This window comes from Pseudoalteromonas sp. SR43-5 (assembly GCF_014163835.1).
In the GTDB taxonomy this organism is placed as follows: Bacteria; Pseudomonadota; Gammaproteobacteria; order Enterobacterales; family Alteromonadaceae; genus Pseudoalteromonas; species Pseudoalteromonas distincta.
In genome coordinates this window covers 13,683-33,985 of sequence record NZ_JACJEA010000031.1, presented here as the reverse complement: position 1 = coordinate 33,985, position 20,303 = coordinate 13,683, and the positions used below count along the sequence as shown (strand labels likewise).

Below are 20,303 nucleotides of genomic sequence, written 5' to 3'. Positions count from 1 at the left end.
ATTAGGTTTTAATATTATGGCGGCTCCTCGTACTGTTCCCACTTCTAGGCTTTCTCGCTTTGCAAAATTAGGCTCACTTGCCACAGGTGTTGCTACCAACATGTTAGTTGATGGTGCTAAGAGCGCGCTAACAGGTAAAGGTTGGGACAATAAAAGCTTACTGCTACAACCTAAAAACATTGAAAAACTAGCTATACAGCTATCTCATTTACGTGGCGCTGCGATGAAGCTAGGGCAATTGCTTTCAATGGATGCCGGTGATTTACTTAGTCCTGAATTGGCTCAGTTACTTGCTTTACTGCGCTCAGACGCGAATCCAATGCCTCATAAGCAGCTTGTTGAAGTGTTAAAAGAGCAATGGGGGGATGAGTGGCTAGCGCGTTTTTCTCACATTGAGCTAAGGCCTTTTGCAGCGGCTTCTATAGGGCAAGTTCATTTAGCTTATAAAGAAAATGGCGATCAGCTTGCTGTTAAAATTCAATATCCTGGTATTGCAAAAAGTGTAGTAAGTGATGTCGATAACGTTATTTCGTTATTAACGATTTCTCGATTATTGCCAAAAGATCTTAATATTAAACCACTTATTGGTGAGGCTAAGGCACAGTTATTAGCTGAGGCTGATTATAAACGTGAGGCTCAGTACTTAATACGTTATAAAAATGCATTAGCAACTAATCCCCACTTTAAAGTACCCAACGTATATCCAGAGCACAGCACACAACAAGTGCTAACTATGGAGTATATAAAAGCAGAACCTATTGAGAGCATTACAGAGCTACCAGATAGTCAAAAAAGCTTTGTTGCAGAGCAACTGATTGATTTGTTTTTTAAAGAAATGTTTGAATTTAAATTAATTCAAACCGACCCTAACTTTGCCAACTTTCATTATCAGCTTGATACACAAAAAATTGTTTTATTTGATTTTGGTGCAACGCGAGAAATATCAACCGAGCTTAGCTTAGCGTACTTAGCCTTATTTAAAGCGGGTAGCGAAAACAACCGAGAAGGTGTACTTAAAGCGGCATCACACATAGGTTATTTTAAAAATGACTTAGTTGATGAGTATAAAAACAACGTCATTGATTTATTTTTAATGGCGTGCGAGCCACTAAGAGCAGAAGGGGAATTTGATTTTAAAAATAGCGAACTCGCGCTCAAAATTAAAAATGCAGGGCTTGCCCTTAGTGCGCAATCTCAGCAATGGCATACACCGCCCGTTGATGCGTTATTTATTCACCGAAAACTTGCAGGACTTTATTTAATAGCCGCAAGGCTAGGTGCAAAAATAGATGTAAAAACGTTATTTAAGCACTATTTATAGCTTTTTAACTTACGCGTAAGTGCACTTTAAGTAATGAGTGCAATTAGTGTATAAAATTGCCATAATGCTCGCGATATTTCGCGAGGTGTATTTATGATAAAACAATTTTTAAACGATCCTAAATTATTGCTAAACGCAGTAGGTGAGGGCATATACGGTTTTGACCTATCGGGTAATGCGGTGTTTGTTAATCCTGCCGCTGAGCGCATGACAGGTTGGTGCGCTGAGGAACTATTAGGTAAAAAAATACACCAATATCATCACCATACTCATGCTGATGGCACACCTTATCCCGCAGATGAATGCCAAATTTACTGCACCATGTTTGACGGAAAGCGTCGTGAAGTTAAAAATGAAGTTTTTTGGCGTAAAGACGGTAGCTCATTTGCAGTTCAATACACTTCAACACCGGTTTATCAAAATGATAAGTTAATTGGTGCTGTAGCGGTATTTCGCGATATATCACTGCAACAGCAAACACAAAATGCACTGCAAGAGGCACTTACTCAAGTAAAGCATTTAAGTGAGCAGCTAAAAGATGAAAACAACTACTTAATTGCAGAGCTCAACGAAGACTGGCAAGACTCAGGGCTAGTTGGACAAAGCCATATATTTCAAACCATGTTAGATCAAATAAAACTGGTAAGTGAAACCGACAGCACAGTGCTTATACTTGGCGAAAATGGCACGGGTAAAGAATTAGTAGCCCGTAATTTGTATCGACTAAGCAAGCGTAGCGAACAAGCTTTTATAAAAGTAAATTGCGCCGCATTTACCCCAAGCTTGCTAGAATCGGAATTGTTTGGTCATGAAAAGGGCGCGTTTACAGGTGCCAATGACCGCCGTAAAGGGCGCTTTGAACTTGCTGATAAAGGCACCTTGTTTTTAGATGAGATAGCAGAGCTTCCACTTGAGGCGCAAAGTAAATTACTGAGAGTCCTGCAAGAACAAGAGTTTGAACGCGTGGGTGGCAGCAACACGCTAAAAGTAAACATTAGAGTAATTGCAGCGACTAATCGCGACTTGTGGGAAATGGTACAAAAAGGCACGTTTAGAATTGATTTGTATTATCGGCTCAATGTATTTCCTATAAAAGTACCCGCCCTTAAAGATCGAAAAGAAGATATTCCTTATTTATGCGCTAATTTGATTGCGCAGCTAAATAAACGGCTCGGGAAAAACTTAAAAGGGCTAAGTAAAAAAGCAATTACGCAGCTGCAGGCTTACGATTGGCCAGGCAATATTAGAGAGCTGCAAAATGTACTTGAACGTGAAGCTATTTTATCTAATCAAGCGGTACTTCAGCTAAGTCAGCCTTTGCAAGCGGGTGGTGAAGTTGTTATTAATCCTTCACTTACGCTCGATGAAGCGCAAAAGCAGCATATAACCTCTGTTCTCGCGTTATCGCACTGGCAAATATCAGGTGATAAAGGAGCGGCAGTTAAATTGGGCTTACCTGAGAGTACACTACGCTCAAAAATGCGAAAGTTAGGAATCGCTAAAAATTCGTGATATATCGCGAAGTACGCTTTATATCGCGTGGTTTATTTTTATTTTTTAAAATAATTTCTTTAATATCAATGAAGTAATTAAGGTTTCAGCTTGGTCTGAAAGTTGCAAATGCTTGCGTAATACCCGTCATTATGAAGCAAGTACTATGAAGTTTGATATTAAAGAAGAAGACATGATTATTAAGCCCTATAACACAGAAGGGCCAATTTATATCCGCGAGCAAAAAGGATTTTTTCAGCGCATACGCCGTAATTTAGGTTGGCTGCTAATGCTAACTTTTATTGCAATACCGTGGATCCAATATAACGGTCAACAAGCTGTGCTGCTTGATGTGGCAACGCAAACCTTTACTATTTTTGGTTTAACACTCCTTCCTCAAGATTTTATGATTTTAGCCCTGCTATTCATGGTGGGGGCTTTTGCGTTATTTTTTGTAACCAACTGGCTTGGTCGGGTTTGGTGTGGTTATACCTGCCCGCAAACAATATGGATGCTCATGTTTTCGTGGGTAGAGCAACGCATAGAAGGCACTCGAAATCAGCGAATTAAATTAGATAAATCTCAGTGGACGCTAAGTACTTGGCGCAAAAAAATAACTAAGCACAGTGCGTGGATTATTATTTCAGTTTTAACCGCCACCTCGTTTATGGCGTATTTTATTCCAGCAAAAAGTTTGTATATGGAAATGCTTACATTTGAATGGTCAGGTATTACGAGCTTTTGGGTGTTTTTATTCGCTTTTTGCACTTACGGTAATGCAGGGTTTTTACGCGAAAAAATGTGCACGATTGCTTGCCCGTATTCTCGTTTTCAGGCTGTTATGTTTGATAAAGATACGTTGCTTGTAACCTATGATAGCACGCGCGGTGAAAGCCGAGGGCCACGCAAACGCAAAGCTGATCCAAAAGAGCTTAACTTAGGTGACTGTGTAGACTGTAACTTGTGTGTAGAGGTATGCCCTGCAGGAATAGACATTCGAAATGGCTTACAATATGAATGTATAAACTGTGGCTTATGTATTGATGCTTGCGACGATACCATGGAGAAATTTGGTTATCAAAAAGGCTTAATTAAATACGCCAGCGAAAAACAAATGGAAGGCAAAAAAACCAATCCATTTAGATTAAAACTAATAGGATACGGCGCATTAACGGCTTTGTTAATAATTTCTATGTTTGCATGGATGCTGCAACGCACACCAATAGAAGCCTCAGTACTACGCGATAGGAATGCGCTTTATAGAGTGAACTACGAGGGCCTGGTAGAAAACCCTTATACACTTACTATTATTAATAAAACGCAGCAAGCACTGCATTACAGTATTGCCATAGAGGGCTTGCCAGAAGCAACACTCTCAAGTCCAAGTTCTACACTTATACAGCCAGGTGCAATGAAAAGAGTCCCCGTTACTGTAACAGCCGATGGTTACAATATTGCGCACAAAGTGAGTAAGTTACAATTTATAGTAACAGCGCAAGAAGATGCCAGCATTACTATAACCAAAGACAGCCAATTTTATAAAAATTAGTCCAGTAATAAGCTCTATATAAACAACGACTTGAGCTTTACCTAGCTCAAGTCATTGTTTAATTCATTTAAAATAAAATGCTTTGCAGATTCTAGATTATCAAAAAGACAATCTTTGAAAGTAACGTCTCTTTTGGCGTTTTGCATTATTCGTTGCATTTGGCTTATAGCAATAGGTGATGTAAGCACAAACGCGCTAATTAAACAGTTGTTTTGCTGCATGCTGTGGCTTATGGCTACCATTTCTTGCTCGGCCTGTGGGGTTGCAGCTACAACGTTTGATGAGTCACTTATATAACCCCATTTTTCGCCTTTAAATGATTGAATGGTTTCAAAAAGCGCTGTTTTAAAATTACTTAAAAGCTCAAGTTCTAGGTTTCCGCTAAATTGTGCAATAACTATGTTATTTTCAAGCGATAAATTAACGTGTCCGTTTTTATTTTTGTATTCCATTAATACCTCCTAAATTAGCTTTTTATCTAAATGTAGTTTAGCAGCCAAGAGGGTACAAGCGGCTGCAAACTTATTAAAGTGCTTTAATATAGTTAAGCGCGCTTTTAATAACCGCTACTTGCGCCAAAATACATTCTTCATCTGTGGCTGTTGGACTATCAGGGTATACCTCTGTTGTGGTTACATAGGGTGCATCTGTAAAGCCCATACACAAACCTAAATCGCGTGCTGCGTAATTAATAACGCCAAATTGCTCTTGAGGGACGCCTATTAGCTGGTTGTTTTCATCGCTCGGGGCAATGTGCGTGACCTTTGCCACATCTTCGATAATTACTTTTTGAAATTCAGGCTCAGGCTTATTGGTATCGGCCACTAAATAAAACCCATCAGGTATGTTCCAATTAGTGTTTGTTGTGCCTTCACGGGCAGCAAGTGCGGGTCTAAATTCACTGTTATCGCTGTCGGTTGTTTCGTGTAAATCAATATGAGCAACTAAGTCTACATTGAGTGATTTTACAAACGCCATAATAGCTGCTGACTCTTGTGCTGGGCTGCCTTCGTAAAATGAGCGGTTAGGATCAATAGCATCAGGGTTCCAGCGGTTTATAGTTTCATATCCCCAAGGGCTAATGCAGGGCGCAACAACAATATTAAACTGCTCTGAGTGTTGCATAGCGGATGTTTTAGCAAATCTAAGTGCGCCATGTACGCCACTGGTTTCGTAGCCATGTACACCACCTGTGATTAAAACAGTTGGTTTATTGGCATTAAAGTTAGGCGTTTTTAATATATATAATGGGTAAGTACCAGCGGCGTAATTAAGCTCGCCGTATTGCTCTATATCTAAGGTGCTTTTAAGGTCATTAATTAGCGTTACGACTTCGTTTTGGTAACTGCGTTTAATGTTTTGGCGTGCTAACCACTGGGCTTTATCGTTGTTATTCCATTTTTTGCCTGGTGTGCCAATAGGGTATGTGCTGTTAGTCATAATAAACCTTTATATCAACTGTTATTTGTTCTCCTATAAATAAGGAGGGCAATTACAATTGGTAAAATTACTTAATAAAGGCGTAGCTTAACGCTGAGTAAATTAGCGTGCAAATTAAAACGTTAAAGTCATATTTTTAATAGCGCGTGATTGCTGGGCTTTAATATAACTTTGGTTTGCGAACTCACCCGAAATACTACCTAGTCGTTCACGCTTTACACTAACTGTTAAACTACACGTTTTACTTTGATCTACTTGCGAGCTGCTAAACATATCTAAGCTTTGCAAATCTATTTCAAGGCGCGAAGTACTAAGCGCAAAAAGCATTGATTGTAAAAGTGTTTCATTATTATTGTTAGTGCAGCTACTGCTAAGTTCTACTTGACTAGTACTATTGGGATCAGTGCCATCTAACTGAACTGTAAGGGGACTATTAATACTAAAAGTTTGGTTGTTACTCGGGGTTAAAATAATAAAATTTAAAGGTAGTTCCACACCTGAATTCGCATTTATGCCATCGTCTCGTTTAAATTTTATATCAAACTGTTGGTTATCATCAGTAGCATTTATATACGCTTGGTAATCAACGTATAAAAAGTCGGTGTCTTTTGTAAGTACAATAGCAGTGTTATTAACAACAGCTTGCAATGAGTCGCTATCGCTTAAAATAATGTTTGAGCCATTAGCATCTCCCGCATTTAGCTCTGCGTTAACACGCGTGCGGTTACCGTCAGAAATCAGTTCAAAGCCTGCCCAAATTCCTTTTGTTTTTACTAAATCCGACTCTGTTTCTGACGTGCAAGCGCATAGAGCTAAAATTAAAGCCGTTGTGGTAATGCATTTTTTAAGCATGTTAGCTCCTTTAAACCACTAAATTAGGCTGTAAATAATTGTTTAATAGGGGATATACCTAACAATTATATGAAGTATAAGTTTGTATGTGTGCATTGTTACACAACACGCTATCTGTAAATGTTTAAATTTGTTAACGGTTGTAAATAAATTATTAAACGCTAAGTTTTAAAAACTAACTTACTAATTAAATTGTTTGCTAAGTAAGCATCGAATTAGCGCTAAATGTATTATAAAAGAGTATGTTACAATCAGGTAAAGCATATCTTCATATTGAGTATTATGGCGCAGTATATTGCTACCCCAAGTTGGCTAGGCCGTTTTTTTACCCGTATTAAACACGTAACTATTGAGCAAGAAGAGCTTGTTGTTCATTTTAGAAGTGCTCCCGCACGGACATTTTTAATTAAAGACTTTGATAATTACTCAATACTTAAAAATCGTTTATTTAGCGCCAAAATTAATTTGTGCGATAGTAGCAATACATCAATTAGCTTTTTAAACAAAGCACAAGCTAAGTCTTTAAATACCGCCCTTAATACGCAATTTTCAGCCATGCTTGAGCAAAAAGTAAATAACGCCAAGGCTTTGCTAAAGCGTTATGCTTTAGATGAGTTTTTACGTGATAGTTCCATGAAAATACTTAATAACGAAGTATTTTTACTTGCTAAACAATACGCTCAAAGTACAAATACATGGCAACAACACTTATCGCCAAGCAGTATTAAATTTTTAAATATACTGAGCTCCACACCCAATACTCACGATGCAATCGCACAGCTGCGCCATAAATATGAAAAAAAACAGCTAACTCTTAAAAATGACTTTTTTAATCAAGTAGAGTCAAATCCATTAACAACAGAGCAGCGCTTAGCGGTTATACGCGATAACGATAAAAACCTAGTATTAGCGGCAGCAGGCACAGGTAAAACATCTGTGATGGTCGCAAAATCGTTAGATCTAATAGCGTGTGATATTGCCAAGCCTGAGCAAATTTTGGTGCTGGCCTATAATAAAACAGCAGCAAATGAGCTTAAAGAGCGCTTTATTAAACGCGCCACGTATGCAAAATTGCATACCAAAGCACCCACTATTTTAACGTTTCATGCGCTTGGGCTTAAATTATTACAAAGTGCTAAAAAGCCAATCGAATTGTCAAAATTTGCAACCGACCCAGTTCAATTAAATAGTTGGTTAACTGGGTGGGTAAGTAAAAAAATACAAACCGAGCCACAGTTTTTAAAAGCATTTGTAGATTTACTCCATGAGCCGATTGATATATTTAGCTTTAAAGATAATGCACAGTACGAGCGGTACGTACGCGATAACGAATACCGTAGCCTTGCGGGTCATAAAGTAAAAAGTTATCAGGAAGTGCTTATTTCAAACTGGCTACATTTGAATTGCGTGGCGCACAGTTATGAGGTGAATTATCACTTTAATCAAGGCGCAGAGCTAAGTGGGCAATACCAACCAGACTTTTATATACCTCAATACGATATTTACTTAGAGCACTTTGGCATTGATAGGCAAGGGAATACTCGTGCCGATATAGATAAAAAACACTATAACGAGCAAATTGCATTTAAGCGTAAGTTACATAAACAAAATGGCACCACTTTACTCGAAACCTTTCATTACAACTGGGTAGAAGGAAAGCTAGAGCAAACTCTCGCTAAACAATTAAAGCAGCATAATGTTGAATTAACACCTTTAAGTAACGACGAAATATTTCATACTTTAAATAACTCAGGACAGTTACAGCAAGGCATTGATAAGTACATAAAATGCTTACAAGCTATTCGAGTGGAGCAACTAAGTAATAAGCAAATAGCGCAGCGCATCAAGCAAAGTGGTATTAAAAACTATCAACAATATGCAAACTTGTTAGTGCAAATTCATGACGCTTATATAAATGAACTAAGCACGCAAAATGCCATTGATTTTGACGACATGATTATTCAAGCAACAAAGGCGATAGTAAGCGGAGATTTTAATATTCCATGGAGCCACATTTTAGTTGATGAGTTTCAAGATATATCAAGTGCGCGTATGGTTTTTTTAAATGCCATATTAAAATATGGCAAAGGAATACGCTTTACTGCGGTAGGTGATGACTGGCAAGCAATTTATCGGTTCTCGGGTGGTAATTTAGCGCTTACTACACGCTTTAATGAATTAGTGGGCAGCCACTCACTTACTATGTTGCAAAAAACATTTAGATATAACAATAGTATTAGTGATGTAGCGGGGCGCTTTGTAATGCAAAACCCTGAGCAATATAAAAAGCAGATCAGCACACATACGCAAGTAACCACACCACAAGTTATTTTGTTAGACGATTTATACCAAGGCACTAAATCGATAGAAATAAAAGTACAGCAGAGCATAAGCACTATTCAAAAAAACGATGCATCAGCGAGCATTGCCATACTTAGTCGATACCGATACATGTTAAATAGCGTGCAGCAGCATTTAAAAGATAAAAAGCATACAAACCCTCTTTATTTTTGGACATTGCATAGCGCTAAGGGGCTTGAAGCCGATTACTGTATTATTATTGGTTTTGAACAAGGTAAATTAGGGTTTCCTAGCGATAATCAAAATAACGTCCTGGTGGAGTCGTTATTACCAGTGCAAGATGAATTCACTCACTCAGAAGAAAGGCGTTTGCTTTATGTAGGTATTACGCGCGCAAAACATAAAGCGTATTTAATTGCAGACCCTTATGCATGCTCAGCGTTTGTAAAAGAACTAGTAAATGACGATTATCCTATTCAAATCGGCTCCACGTTGTTTAACAAGTCGCAACTAAAGCAAAGAGAGTGTAATACGTGCAGCGACGGATTAATTGTGCCAAAAACGGGTCAGTATGGTGATTATTATAGCTGTACTAATACGCAGATTTGCGAAACTAAACTACGAGTGTGTAAAAGCTGTAGTAGCCCATCAGTTGATAAAAGCACGTATTCACAATGTGTGAATACAGAGTGTAAAACGCAGCATCCAATTTGTGAAAAGTGTGGTCGCGAAATGCGTAAACGTAAATCTAAGCACGGTGAATTTTTAGGGTGCAGTGGTTTCGCACTTAAAGAGGATAACTGTAAAAACACTCGAAAAATGAATGTTTAACGGCTAACGAGCAGGTTTACACCTGTCTATTTTATAGAACAATGTAAATAGAAATTATATTCATTTGATTGATTTTAACAAGTTATCAATGTCTAATAGAAGAATGAGCTTTAACTGTTGTTTATTATGCATTTTTTCAATAGGTTCTTTTTATTAAACGATCACTATTCAGCCCCTGATCAGGTTGCTAATTGGCGAGTAAGTGCACTGCGCATTATTCTATCATTAGTAATGGTGTTATGTTTTGCTGTGGTGTGCCACACGTACGCAAGCGCTATTGAGTTTAACTTAATTTATATTGTTGTATTAACAAGCAGTTTTTTTGCGACTGTATGCGGTTTGCTTATAGCAAGTAAGCGTTTTTATCACTTCAGCGCGCATGTACTTTTAATAGCCATTGTAGCTGCTAGCGTGTCAATGAACTTATTTTTAACAGACCTAGAGCTTGCTAAAGTGGGCTCTATGTATATGTATTCCTGCCCAATAATCGCACTTATGCTACTTGGTTATAGAACAGCCCTTGCTTATGGCGTATTAAATATTGTACCGTTTTATATGATCATCAATAACGTTGATGTATCGGGCTTAACTGGCATTGCTCAGCAACTTCCCGATGCCAGCTTATACATTACAGGGCTAATATTCTTATTTTTTAACATTTGTATTCCCCTTGCTGTGGCACGCACAATTGTGGCTGCTAAGCGTTTAAACAAAACAATGATAAGCGCTAATACACACCTTAAAGATAAAAATGAGCTTTATCGAAGCCTGTTCACCGAATCAAATAAAGCCAAAATTATTGTTGACGAAAATCTTGTCATTACTGATTTTAATCAACACGCTATTGATATGTTTGGTATAAAAAAAGAATTAAAAGAAGAATGCGTTAACCTTTCTCATTTATTTCCTACTTTAGTTTTTGACGCCCCTAATGCTCAAAATAAAATTGTGAAGTACAAAAAAAGCTATTTTAAAGCCTGCTACCAACAAATAACAATGAGTACTAACTACCGTGTATACGACTTTTACGATTGCACGCAAGAACAGCTCATTAAACAAAATTTATCGATGATGGAACAAGAAAATAAACGTTTACGCTTTAGAGACTCGCAAACAAAACTACCTAATAGAGAATGGTTTGAGCTGCAATGCGACAGATTAACAAGCAAATACCAAAAAGGTTTTTTTATCGTTGTTACCCAAAGTGCAAATAGTGAATACTTAAATTTAAAGCTCACTAAAGCCGACTCTCAAGCATTACTTATTAACGCGTACAAGCGTTTAAAGGCGATGGCAGATGGGCCGTTGTTGTGTGCCCATATAGGAGTAGGAAAGCTTGCTTTTATAATTGGCGCAAACTCGCAAAACGAGCTTGAAGATAAGCTATTAATGCAAATAAAAAATACATTAGATAAAACTTATAATGTGTTTGGCACTAAGTGTCAGCAATCATTTTTATTTGGTTTTGCAAAGTATCCTGATCACGGAAAAAACAGCACAACAGTACTTAGCAATGCGTGCGAAGCACTTAAAGTTGCAAACTGTAATATGCCTCTAAGTGGTTATAACGAAAAACAATCACAAGCTTTTATCGAAAAATACGAAATTTCGATGTTATTAGATGAAGCGCTTCAGCAGGGCGATTTGTCGGTACACTATCAACCTAAAGTAGATGCAACGGGTAAATGTATAGGGCTTGAAGCTTTAGCGCGTTGGAACAGTCCTATACTAGGTAATGTGTCGCCAGTGGTATTTATTCCTATTGCCGAAGAATACAGAATGGTCAGTAGGTTAACCGATCTGATTATTCAAAAAGTCTGCGCTCAAATTTCCAATTGGACTAAGGCGGGTTTACCGAGTGTGCCGGTGGCAATAAATATATCTCTAATTGATTTTAGCCAAACCGATTTTATGTCAAAACTGGTTAAATACCTTGCCGACTTCAACGTAAAGCCACCTCAAATAGAGTTAGAACTGACTGAAACCTCTCTTGAGGCAAACCAAGCGCATTCGCTAAAGCTTATGCAAACACTGCAATCGTGGGGTTTTACTATTTCGGTTGATGATTTTGGAGTGGGGTATTCTAATATTGCACGCCTTGCCGATTACCCTATTAACAAGCTCAAGTTAGATCGCTCATTAATTAGCCAAGTAACAAGCTCTACGCGTCAAAAAAGTTTAGTTAAAGCGGTGCACGTTATGTGTGAAGAGCTTGATATTAAGTGTGTAGCCGAAGGAGTAGAAACCCAAGAGCAAGTAGCAATAATGGCGCAAATGGGGTGTAAAGAATTTCAGGGCTTTTACTTTGCGAAACCAATGTCAGCCGAAAATTTTGCAGAGCATGTTAGCCGCCATGGCTTAGTGTTTAACCCCAAAGAGGTGACGGCTCAACTTTAAATGTATAGCAGGTATTTTATTACCTAGTTACAGAGCTGTTGGGCGTTTATAGTTATTTCGCACTGATGAATAACTCCTGCTCCCCAATGCTGTATATCTGATTGAGCAGTACAGCCTGCATCTTCAATTAAAGCCGTATTGGCATCACATAAAAGTAGCACTGCGTTATCATCTTGTACGTTTACAATAAGCGTGTATTCCCCAAAAGGTGCAAGTTTGCTTAAATCGTTATTAACAGCGGCTTTTAATAACTCATCAGTTGTTGAATAGGATGTTTCACTAAATTTTAGTGTGCCATCAACGGCTGTAGCAATATCTTTTAATTGTGAGGCTAAGTCGGCCATCACTTCTGGATTGTTTTTTTTAGGAGTGTAGCAACCGCTAAGTAATACTATGAGGCTTATATAAAGTAAGTGTTTCATTTTATTGGCTCCATACCGTCATCGTGTTGTGTTCATCGTAGCCTGTATCTAGGTTCCAATTTTTAATTGCACTGTAATCAGTATCTAAAAATACGGCATTGGCAATAATGGTTATGTAGTGCTGAATGTTACTAACGGCAAAGTCAAAAATATCGTTGTAATGCATAGGCTCGTGCGGCGTTTTTAGATGTTCAATAAAAGTGGGGTCTACTTCGTTTGGGCGAGGATAAAACAAGCCTAAATTAGCAGCAACATGGCGTGCACAGGCAAATAATCGATAGCTTTCTTCAACATTATTTACTACAAGCTGAAAACCGTTATGCCATGAATTAAAGTTAGGAGCGTGTTGTGCTGCGTAGCTTGGGTGAACCGTTAATAAAGCATGTCGCCAAATTTTTGCAATATCGGTATCAAAATTATCGTCTTTGTTAGTACAAGATCCAATATTTTGTTGCACGCGGTCAGCATAACCTAACTCACCTAAGTTTAAACGTTGCCAAATAAACGCGTCTTGATTCATTTCGCAGGTACGGTGCGCCGTTTGGTTTTGCGCGTAAGGGCCTACTTTTAATTCAACAACCGGATGCACTGTTATATCTGCAGCAACATGGGCCATATAACCGCATAACCAGGAAAAACACTTTTCAAATGCTTCACCTTCAAGTGTTTTACAGTATTCAATCATTGCTTTAAGTAAATCGCCTGTGTGCTCATAGTGCATTAGGTCGGCCCACGCATTTTGGCTAGGCTGCGCTACAGCTAAGTAAGGATAATCGGGGGCTACACAGCCTAGTTCAAGGTATGCTTGGCGTTGGCTTAAAATAAGCTTTGCTTTTTTAGGCATATCCATTTTAGCGAGTGACTTGGTTTGCGTTGCAATATTAACAGCAGTGATGTGCGCAAAAGCACCTGGCATTGTCATATCCTTATGATTTATTAATAAGGGTACAGATTAACATTGAGAGGGGGTTAAATAAAGCCAACTAAATGCAAGTATAGCGGGGTAAACACCTATTAAATTAGCTGCTCAACTAATTGGCCATTCTCGTATAATTTAGCATGTTGACGCTTATGTTCTTCAAATAGGTAAGCTCTTAGTTGCTCTTGACCGCTATGAATTTGCGTTATTTTAGCGGCTATACCTTGCGTGCTTTGCCTTACGGGTTCTATTTCCATCGAAATACTTTGTTTGTTAGGTAAAAGAAATTCCATGTGCTGCGATTTATTTAAATGGTTACCTTTTCTGAGGGGTTTTAAAAACATCCCCGTGTTTGATATTGATTCAATTTTAAACCCTTGGCTTTTAATATTTAGCTCACTCCAGCGCCAACTGCGCAGCGTGCCTTGTGTGTCTATTACTTCGGGGGCGGTTAAAATCGGTTTGATTATACCGGCGCTATCAATTTTCAAGTCCAACGGAAACCATAACTGATAGTGTGCAACCTCTGCGAGCAGGGTTAAATTAGCGCTACTAAGTAAGTGAGCAATATTGGCTGGTACTGAACTTTGTAACGTTAAAACGTGACTGTTGTGAGCATGTGACTTTGTATTGGGCTTAAATAACTCAGCAAAAAAATTTATCTCTTCATTAGAAAAGTCCATATTTCATCCCAGTTACATAAAATAATTCACCACCGTAATTTAAACAATGAAATTGGTCAATAAATGCTCCGTTTAAATTTGTTTAGATAATATTTACAAAGACAGAGGGGCAAACTAAACAATGTATTTAAATGCAGTGCTTAACCCGAACGTTTTTCAGAGACTTGAATTATTTAACATTTATAAAAATATATTTAGGCGCAAGTGGCTAGCTGTTAAACTACAGCACATTAGTTTTATTATTTATATTAGAGTTTACATTATGATATGTGCATTTTTACGTGATCAACAGCCGAAGTTACTGGGTATGGTAGTGGCATTGTTCGGTGCCGGTTTTTCAATAAATGCAGTAGCTCAAGAGCAAAGCCAAACTTTAATTTTAGTGGGGTCAGAGCTTACTACCTGTACTAGCGCCAAGCTTAATAATTGCCAAAAAGAGGCTGTTATTGATGGTAAGTCACATAATTTATATACACTTAGCAGCTCTCAAATAAAAAACATCGCGCAGCATTGGCCTAATAATAATGTTGAGGCAAAAACGGCTGTATTAAAAACACTTAAAACCATACAAAGTAAATCGTCAAATAGCGTATCAAAAACAGATTTACTCTGGCAGTGGCGCGATAAAAATAATCAGCAATTAGAAAGTCTAACTCAGCAAGAGTACAACTTTGTATTTGATATGCTAGAAGTACCGCTACTTAATAAAAACGGTGAGCGTTTAAAAGAGCAAGTAAATACCGATTTTAATAATGAGGTTGCGACTAATAATATTTTACAATTTGTGTCGGGCAGTTTAAAAGTTAATAACGCAAAACCAACCATGCTTGCTATTACGGCTTCGAGCCGCGACCCTTATGAGTCGGCAGATGTAGCGCAAAGTCTTTTGGCACAATCAAATATAAACACTCAATGGTTAGCACTAACGCCAGCGCTTGCTAAAGCGATTACGAGTAACTCGTGCGATGAATTACCAGCGCTTAGAAATACATTAATGAATGTGTATAACCGTGAAGTGATTTATCCCGATCGCACAAAGGCCGAATACGCTTTATGTAAAAATGGCACTAATGCACTTGTATCACTTATTAAAAATAGTACCGGTGTGATGTTTAATAGCGGTAATGCAGCATTAACTCATAAGGTATTATTTGATCAAAACAATAACCCATACCCGTGGACGCAAGCATTGCAAACTCGCCCAGTAATTGTAGGTGAAGGAGCCGGTGCTGTAATCCAAAGTAAAGTGACGGGCATGCTTACAAATACGACAAGCCTTGAGGCACTTCGTAAAAGTGAAAATAACACTAATGCTGGTGGGCTGGGCAGTTTTAACTTTGGTGTACTAGATACTCAATTTAGCGAACAAAACCGTACATTTAAGCTCACAGCAGCGCTAAATAAAAACGAAGTAAAAAGTACTAAAACAGAAATTCAACATGGTTTTGGTATTGATGAAAATACGGCTTTGGTTGTTATTAAATCGCCAGAAGGTAGTTTAATAACCGTAATAGGCAAAAGTGGTGTAGTGCATTTGGCTAACCAAGGAAAAGCCCAACCTGAGAGTAAGAGCTATAGCTACTCGTACTGGCCTACAAGCAGTGTAATTGAAATTACCAATAACACGTTTACCTTAAGCGCACGCACAATAGATGAAGCGTTACCCGCTATAAAAATACCTCCACTGCCAGTGCAGCGTTTTGGCTCAATTTTAACAAATTCAAAACTGCGTTCACTTACTCAAGCGATGTGCCTAAGCCAAGAGCAAAGTGCGGTAGCCCAACAAGACGAGTTTATAATTAGCCTTACAGCAACGAGTGACACGCAGTATCATCGCATCAATGCAAAAGAGTTTGGTTGTGCGCTAAGCAATTTAGAGTTAGCTATAAAGTCGATTTAGTGACTAACCTGAGCCAAGGGTTTAAGTTTTTGGCTCTTCTATATAAAATAGCCACCATAATGATTTAAAAGCCTTACTAAAAGAGTGTTAAAATGAATAAAGAAAATGATGTAATTTCTAGTCTAGCCGAATTAGAAAGCTTTTTATTAAATATAGAAAACGGCGGTCTTGGCCTTAAGGGTGTTTCGGGCGTTGGTATGGCAACAAACAATAGTGATGGTAGTCGTTTTGTAGCCGTGTTTGACGATAATCAAAAATTACTTTTAGCGCGCGGTATTACAGAAGATGTATTCCAAACAGGGCAAGACATGGTACGTAATGGTGTAGGGCGCAAGCACTAGTACTTTAATAAAAAAGCGCTTAGAGCGCTTTTTTATTTTAATTTCAATAAATTGAAATTAAATGGCTTTATATAGATCCCACAAAGGCCACTTCAAGGTAATAACATTTAAATATAACCCCCTCAAAAACCACAAAACTAGCCAGCTAAACTCAGTTTTATTAAGTGCGCTTAGATAAATAAGATAGTGCCACGGATAAATTGTAGAATCAAAACAGATGGATTTTGGCTATATTTTGAAGAGAAGCTTAACTTATTGATATAGAAGGAGTTTATACCAATTCGCTTAATTAAGTGATCTATTTTTAGGATGGAAAAACGTGTTGATAGCTAGGCAAAAAATTCGCTATTTAGTTGTTCTAAATGAGAATTTTTTAACACAGGTAGCGACACGTTTAGCCCCGCAAAATGATTAAGTATTATTGCGGATTGGTATTAATGGTCGGTATGGAGAGATTCGAACTCTCGACCCCTGCCACCCCATGACGGCTAAGCCTCTTGTTTTATAAAGCCTAAAAATCATAAGCCGTTGTATAGCCTTGTTTTTAGTTATCACTAGGTTTCAGCAAATTTCTGTAAATTAAGTTATACTGGCTACACATTGGCTACACATTGGCTACACGCTCGGTTTTAAAATGGCAGATTTAACTTCTATTACTCAAGCTAAATTATCAGCATTCAAAAAAACGGCTACTCCACGGCAGCAGCTAGGGTGCGATAAAATATCAGGCTTTTTCTATCTAAAGCTTGCTCAAGGTAGCGCATGGCGATTGCGCTATACAGATTTATTAGGCAAGCGCAGAACAGCCACAATTGCAGACACCAGCACTAAGCCTAATCAAGCAGCAGAAGAAGCTATTTCATGGAAAGCTAAACTAAGAGAGGGCATTGATCCACTCTCATACAAAGAAGAGCTTGCACAAATACAGCGAGAAGAAGAGCAGTTAAAAGCAGCCAATGTATATTTAAAAGTGGGTGAGTTTTTTGAATCTATTTATACGCCTCATAAAATAGATAACTACCGCTATGGCGCAGGTACACTAAAAGGTATTAAGCATAATTTTTCGCACTTGTTTGAGCGCGATATGGATAAACTAAATAGTGCTGATATTTTACAGTGGTACAACAAGCGCAGAAGCAAAGGCATTATGCGTTCAACACTCGTAAGGGATTATGGCGCATTTAAAGCCATGCTTAATTATGCTGCCCAGCCTTTAAGGGGAGTGAGTGAGCCAATTCTTAAAGTTAACCCTATTAAAAATTTTACGTTACCAGCGCTCACTATTAAAGAGCAAGACGACTTAGAAGCCCATAACGAAAAGCTAAGCCACCAGCGCGACATATTCAGCGATGAAGTTAAACAGCAAATAAGCACAGGCTTACAGCTTTACTCAGATAACCTTAAAAAGAAAAGACGTTCAAGCATAGCCCACGGTAAAAGCCATTTAATAAATTTAGATAATCACACTTACCCGCACTGGTTTATTCCCTTTTGCCATATAGCGCGATTAACAGGTATGCGCCCATCCGACATATACGCTTTGAGGTGGGATAACTTGGTATTCAATCAATTTAACAACCAAACCACACTTATTTTCACACCTAGTAAAACTAAAAAAGCAGAGAACAGCCGAAAGATTAAATTTCCTGTTACTGGAGAGTTAAAGCATGTATTTGATAGCTGGGCAGCACAACAAGAACAGGCTAAACATGGCCTAATATTCAAATCAGAACGCACTAACAAAACTTTAGAGCGTAAAGCCCACCTAAGACACTGGAAGCAGGTTAAAGCGCTTGGTGGCGTGTTAGAGGGATTAGATTTTTATTCGTTCCGCCATAACTTTATATCTGAGCTGGTGGCTCGTGGTGTGCCTGTATTAACTATTGCGGGTTTAGTCGGGCATAAAGATGGTTCAATGATTGCAGCTAACTATCTAAGACATGATGAGCATGACATAGCTAAAATACTTAATAACGATTGGTACGACTCTAGTGAAGGAAAACAAAATGCTCAGTCTTGAAGATTTAAAAAAAGTTGAATCACTGGAAAGTGAATTAATTAGACTCAATCAAAGACCCTTTAATCAACTAGGTAAAGTTGAAAAGTACGCGGGCTATTCAGTTCAAACAAACAGTAAAAATTCAGATAATACTGAAGCAGGGTATATAAATAGACGTAGATATAAGCTCAAGCTTGATTGTAGTGGTAAGTTATCAGAGAAGCAGCTATCAGAGCTTTCAAAAGTAATGGATATAGTTAAGTTTAACAGCGATCTAGTGGATAGCTTTTATTTTAATTGGTTGCTGTTAGCTGTCTTATTTGAGTCAACCTTAAAGGCTGAGGCGGTTTATTCCCATATCAGAGTTTGTGACTCACCAATAAGAGTTTCCGATGGAGTTCCTTTTTACGAGTTAAATAAAGATGAGCGAAAAGCCGCATTAGAACAATGTGATTACATCAGTGATTATAAAAAATATTTTGAGCGAAAGTCTTCGCAAAACCCAATAGTTTATACTGCGATTGAAGGGCTAACTGAAATGCTATATGCCTACAAATGGGCGCTAAATGATGGGTTTAGTGGTGCTTCTGTACATTTAATGCGAGCAGCTATTTGTTTAAGGAATCTAGAAACTCAAAAGCTTGAGCGATTACATCACATAGGGAGGGTAAAAACAGAAAAATCGAGTGATAAGAAGCGGAGCAAATACGACGATGACATTCCTCTGATGCAAAAATATATTGATAAATATATTGATGTTCATAAAGGGGCTACAATTTATCAGCGAAGTGTACACACGCATTTAAAAAATAAGGGTTTCAAGTTAAGTTTAGGTACTTTTCAAAAGTTTGTGAGGAATAAGAAAATAAAATTGAAATAAGTGATCAGTCCTGTGAGATTTGATCACCACTTAAAAATATTATTTATCTCGACATAGCAACCATGAGGTAAATAGAAATGTCTTTAAACAACTCAAACCTACGTTTACAACAAGCAGCTGAATACCTTGGAATTAGCAAGGTTTCACTTTATCGCCTAGGGGAAAATGACCCTACCTTCCCACGAAAAATCCATATTACTAGCCGCTGTTGTATTTATCGCCGAGTAGATTTAGACGCATGGCTTGAAAGTAAGGAGGCGTGATCATGTTCGCCATCAATGATTTTGATCAACGTTATATCCCAAAACTAAACAGCCAAGCTTACAAATTGCTTTTATTACTTTTGAGTAATGACGAAGTTTGCGAATGTGATTTAACTCAAATTTTTAGTGGTCGACAACGTAGCCCGCTGCAAAGCTTGGGAGGGGATACGTATTGCTGGAATATCATTAACCATACAAATGATAAAGGCGTTATTTTTGCGCGTAGCTTAGACCCAAGGCATAAATCGGGTTCAAAACTAGATGATGCGAAGGCGAGAGCTGAGAGGAAAAGTGAATACAAACGTGACTCTCATAAACTGGCTAAGCAAGGTCGACTCAGAGAATCAAAAGCCTTTATTGAATCAATTAGTGCAAGGTCAGAATTAGCTAATTTAGTGAGCAATGCTGCAAATGATGATTACTACAATCCAAAAAACCAAAATGAAAAAGCCACTGCAGCGCCAACTGTAACGGCTTCTAGTTCAAATGCTGGTGATAAAAGTTTACAGACTAACCACCAGCCAAAAAAGGAGTCAAAATAATGAGCCTTTTTAGAAGCTGCAAACGAACAAAGTTTGCGATAGACAACTTACTTAAATTAGAAGTGAGTGTAAAGCTTAGTGATTTATTAATGATAATTGTATGTCTGATTCTACAGCTAATAGTATCGACAAATTTATTAATTATCCTACTCAAGTCGGGGGCTTTATGAAC

17 protein-coding genes are annotated in these 20,303 nt (G+C 38.0%); 11 read left to right on the top strand and 6 right to left on the bottom strand.

What is annotated here, in order from left to right:
* Positions 1 to 16 precede the first annotated feature (16 nt).
* The 3 genes from H5090_RS16490 to ccoG all read left to right on the top strand — a co-directional run bounded on the left by H5090_RS16490 (position 17) and on the right by ccoG (position 4,361).
* Complete coding sequence (locus tag H5090_RS16490) at positions 17 to 1,321, top strand: AarF/ABC1/UbiB kinase family protein (protein ID WP_182696239.1); 1,305 nt, start codon at positions 17 to 19, stop codon at positions 1,319 to 1,321.
* 93 nt (positions 1,322 to 1,414) lie between these two features.
* On the top strand, positions 1,415 to 2,833 hold the full coding sequence (locus H5090_RS16485) for a sigma-54-dependent Fis family transcriptional regulator (protein ID WP_182696238.1): 1,419 nt from the start codon (positions 1,415 to 1,417) through the stop codon (positions 2,831 to 2,833).
* Positions 2,834 to 2,978: 145 nt separating this feature from the next.
* On the top strand, positions 2,979 to 4,361 hold the full coding sequence (ccoG, locus tag H5090_RS16480) for a cytochrome c oxidase accessory protein CcoG (protein ID WP_024596828.1): 1,383 nt from the start codon (positions 2,979 to 2,981) through the stop codon (positions 4,359 to 4,361).
* 41 nt (positions 4,362 to 4,402) lie between these two features.
* Here ccoG and H5090_RS16475 read toward each other — a convergent pair whose 3' ends face one another.
* From H5090_RS16475 to H5090_RS16465, 3 genes are all read right to left on the bottom strand, one after another.
* On the bottom strand, positions 4,403 to 4,813 hold the full coding sequence (locus H5090_RS16475) for a hypothetical protein (RefSeq protein ID WP_182696237.1): 411 nt from the start codon (positions 4,811 to 4,813) through the stop codon (positions 4,403 to 4,405).
* Between the two features lie 73 nt (positions 4,814 to 4,886).
* On the bottom strand, positions 4,887 to 5,801 hold the full coding sequence (locus tag H5090_RS16470) for a M14 family metallocarboxypeptidase (RefSeq protein WP_182671832.1): 915 nt from the start codon (positions 5,799 to 5,801) through the stop codon (positions 4,887 to 4,889).
* Between the two features lie 114 nt (positions 5,802 to 5,915).
* On the bottom strand, positions 5,916 to 6,653 hold the full coding sequence (locus H5090_RS16465) for a hypothetical protein (protein WP_182696236.1): 738 nt from the start codon (positions 6,651 to 6,653) through the stop codon (positions 5,916 to 5,918).
* A gap of 282 nt (positions 6,654 to 6,935) precedes the next feature.
* Between H5090_RS16465 and H5090_RS16460 the strand changes: the two genes are divergently transcribed.
* Positions 6,936 to 9,785 carry a UvrD-helicase domain-containing protein gene (locus H5090_RS16460; protein WP_182696235.1) on the top strand — a complete coding sequence of 950 codons (2,850 nt, stop codon included), beginning with the start codon at positions 6,936 to 6,938 and terminating at the stop codon, positions 9,783 to 9,785.
* Positions 9,786 to 9,911: 126 nt separating this feature from the next.
* The gene (locus H5090_RS16455; RefSeq protein ID WP_182696234.1) at positions 9,912 to 12,182 is read left to right on the top strand and encodes an EAL domain-containing protein; all 2,271 of its coding nucleotides are present in this window, start codon (positions 9,912 to 9,914) and stop codon (positions 12,180 to 12,182) included.
* Positions 12,183 to 12,205: 23 nt separating this feature from the next.
* On the opposite strand, the gene H5090_RS16450 is transcribed toward H5090_RS16455, so the two are convergent.
* The 3 genes from H5090_RS16450 to H5090_RS16440 all read right to left on the bottom strand — a co-directional run bounded on the left by H5090_RS16450 (position 12,206) and on the right by H5090_RS16440 (position 14,206).
* Positions 12,206 to 12,604: a hypothetical protein gene (locus H5090_RS16450; protein ID WP_002960664.1), complete on the bottom strand. Its 399-nt coding sequence runs from the start codon at positions 12,602 to 12,604 to the stop codon at positions 12,206 to 12,208.
* A gap of 1 nt (position 12,605) precedes the next feature.
* Positions 12,606 to 13,520: a zinc dependent phospholipase C family protein gene (locus H5090_RS16445; protein WP_182696233.1), complete on the bottom strand. Its 915-nt coding sequence runs from the start codon at positions 13,518 to 13,520 to the stop codon at positions 12,606 to 12,608.
* Between the two features lie 98 nt (positions 13,521 to 13,618).
* Entirely contained in the window at positions 13,619 to 14,206 is a 588-nt protein-coding gene (locus H5090_RS16440) for a hypothetical protein (protein WP_182696232.1), read from the bottom strand.
* Positions 14,207 to 14,468: 262 nt separating this feature from the next.
* Between H5090_RS16440 and H5090_RS16435 the strand changes: the two genes are divergently transcribed.
* The 6 genes from H5090_RS16435 (at position 14,469) to H5090_RS16410 (ending at position 20,131) form a co-directional block, all read left to right on the top strand.
* On the top strand, positions 14,469 to 16,106 hold the full coding sequence (locus tag H5090_RS16435) for a cyanophycinase (protein ID WP_182696231.1): 1,638 nt from the start codon (positions 14,469 to 14,471) through the stop codon (positions 16,104 to 16,106).
* A gap of 92 nt (positions 16,107 to 16,198) precedes the next feature.
* Positions 16,199 to 16,447 (top strand): hypothetical protein, encoded by a 249-nt coding sequence (locus tag H5090_RS16430; protein ID WP_182696230.1) that lies wholly within the window; start codon positions 16,199 to 16,201, stop codon positions 16,445 to 16,447.
* A gap of 634 nt (positions 16,448 to 17,081) precedes the next feature.
* Positions 17,082 to 18,467, top strand: coding sequence for a tyrosine-type recombinase/integrase (locus H5090_RS16425; protein ID WP_182696229.1), 1,386 nt, complete (start codon positions 17,082 to 17,084; stop codon positions 18,465 to 18,467).
* Entirely contained in the window at positions 18,454 to 19,326 is an 873-nt protein-coding gene (locus H5090_RS16420; RefSeq protein WP_182696228.1) for a hypothetical protein, read from the top strand. The genes H5090_RS16425 and H5090_RS16420 overlap by 14 nt, the downstream gene beginning before the upstream one ends.
* Before the next feature lie 77 nt (positions 19,327 to 19,403).
* On the top strand, positions 19,404 to 19,589 hold the full coding sequence (locus tag H5090_RS16415; RefSeq protein ID WP_182696227.1) for an AlpA family transcriptional regulator: 186 nt from the start codon (positions 19,404 to 19,406) through the stop codon (positions 19,587 to 19,589).
* A gap of 2 nt (positions 19,590 to 19,591) precedes the next feature.
* The gene (locus tag H5090_RS16410; RefSeq protein WP_182696226.1) at positions 19,592 to 20,131 is read left to right on the top strand and encodes a hypothetical protein; all 540 of its coding nucleotides are present in this window, start codon (positions 19,592 to 19,594) and stop codon (positions 20,129 to 20,131) included.
* The last annotated feature ends 172 nt before the right edge of the window (positions 20,132 to 20,303 follow it).

Coding starts and splice junctions, on each gene's coding strand:
- H5090_RS16425 (WP_182696229.1), top strand. CDS start 17,082: ATGGCAGATTTAACTTCTATTACTCAAGCTAAATTATCAGCATTCAAA.
- H5090_RS16450 (WP_002960664.1), bottom strand. CDS start 12,604: ATGAAACACTTACTTTATATAAGCCTCATAGTATTACTTAGCGGTTGC.
- H5090_RS16440 (WP_182696232.1), bottom strand. CDS start 14,206: ATGGACTTTTCTAATGAAGAGATAAATTTTTTTGCTGAGTTATTTAAG.
- H5090_RS16465 (WP_182696236.1), bottom strand. CDS start 6,653: ATGCTTAAAAAATGCATTACCACAACGGCTTTAATTTTAGCTCTATGC.
- H5090_RS16470 (WP_182671832.1), bottom strand. CDS start 5,801: ATGACTAACAGCACATACCCTATTGGCACACCAGGCAAAAAATGGAAT.
- H5090_RS16455 (WP_182696234.1), top strand. CDS start 9,912: ATGCATTTTTTCAATAGGTTCTTTTTATTAAACGATCACTATTCAGCC.
- H5090_RS16420 (WP_182696228.1), top strand. CDS start 18,454: ATGCTCAGTCTTGAAGATTTAAAAAAAGTTGAATCACTGGAAAGTGAA.
- H5090_RS16490 (WP_182696239.1), top strand. CDS start 17: ATGGCGGCTCCTCGTACTGTTCCCACTTCTAGGCTTTCTCGCTTTGCA.
- H5090_RS16460 (WP_182696235.1), top strand. CDS start 6,936: ATGGCGCAGTATATTGCTACCCCAAGTTGGCTAGGCCGTTTTTTTACC.
- H5090_RS16445 (WP_182696233.1), bottom strand. CDS start 13,520: ATGCCAGGTGCTTTTGCGCACATCACTGCTGTTAATATTGCAACGCAA.
- H5090_RS16485 (WP_182696238.1), top strand. CDS start 1,415: ATGATAAAACAATTTTTAAACGATCCTAAATTATTGCTAAACGCAGTA.
- H5090_RS16415 (WP_182696227.1), top strand. CDS start 19,404: ATGTCTTTAAACAACTCAAACCTACGTTTACAACAAGCAGCTGAATAC.
- H5090_RS16430 (WP_182696230.1), top strand. CDS start 16,199: ATGAATAAAGAAAATGATGTAATTTCTAGTCTAGCCGAATTAGAAAGC.
- H5090_RS16475 (WP_182696237.1), bottom strand. CDS start 4,813: ATGGAATACAAAAATAAAAACGGACACGTTAATTTATCGCTTGAAAAT.
- H5090_RS16410 (WP_182696226.1), top strand. CDS start 19,592: ATGTTCGCCATCAATGATTTTGATCAACGTTATATCCCAAAACTAAAC.
- ccoG (WP_024596828.1), top strand. CDS start 2,979: ATGAAGTTTGATATTAAAGAAGAAGACATGATTATTAAGCCCTATAAC.
- H5090_RS16435 (WP_182696231.1), top strand. CDS start 14,469: ATGATATGTGCATTTTTACGTGATCAACAGCCGAAGTTACTGGGTATG.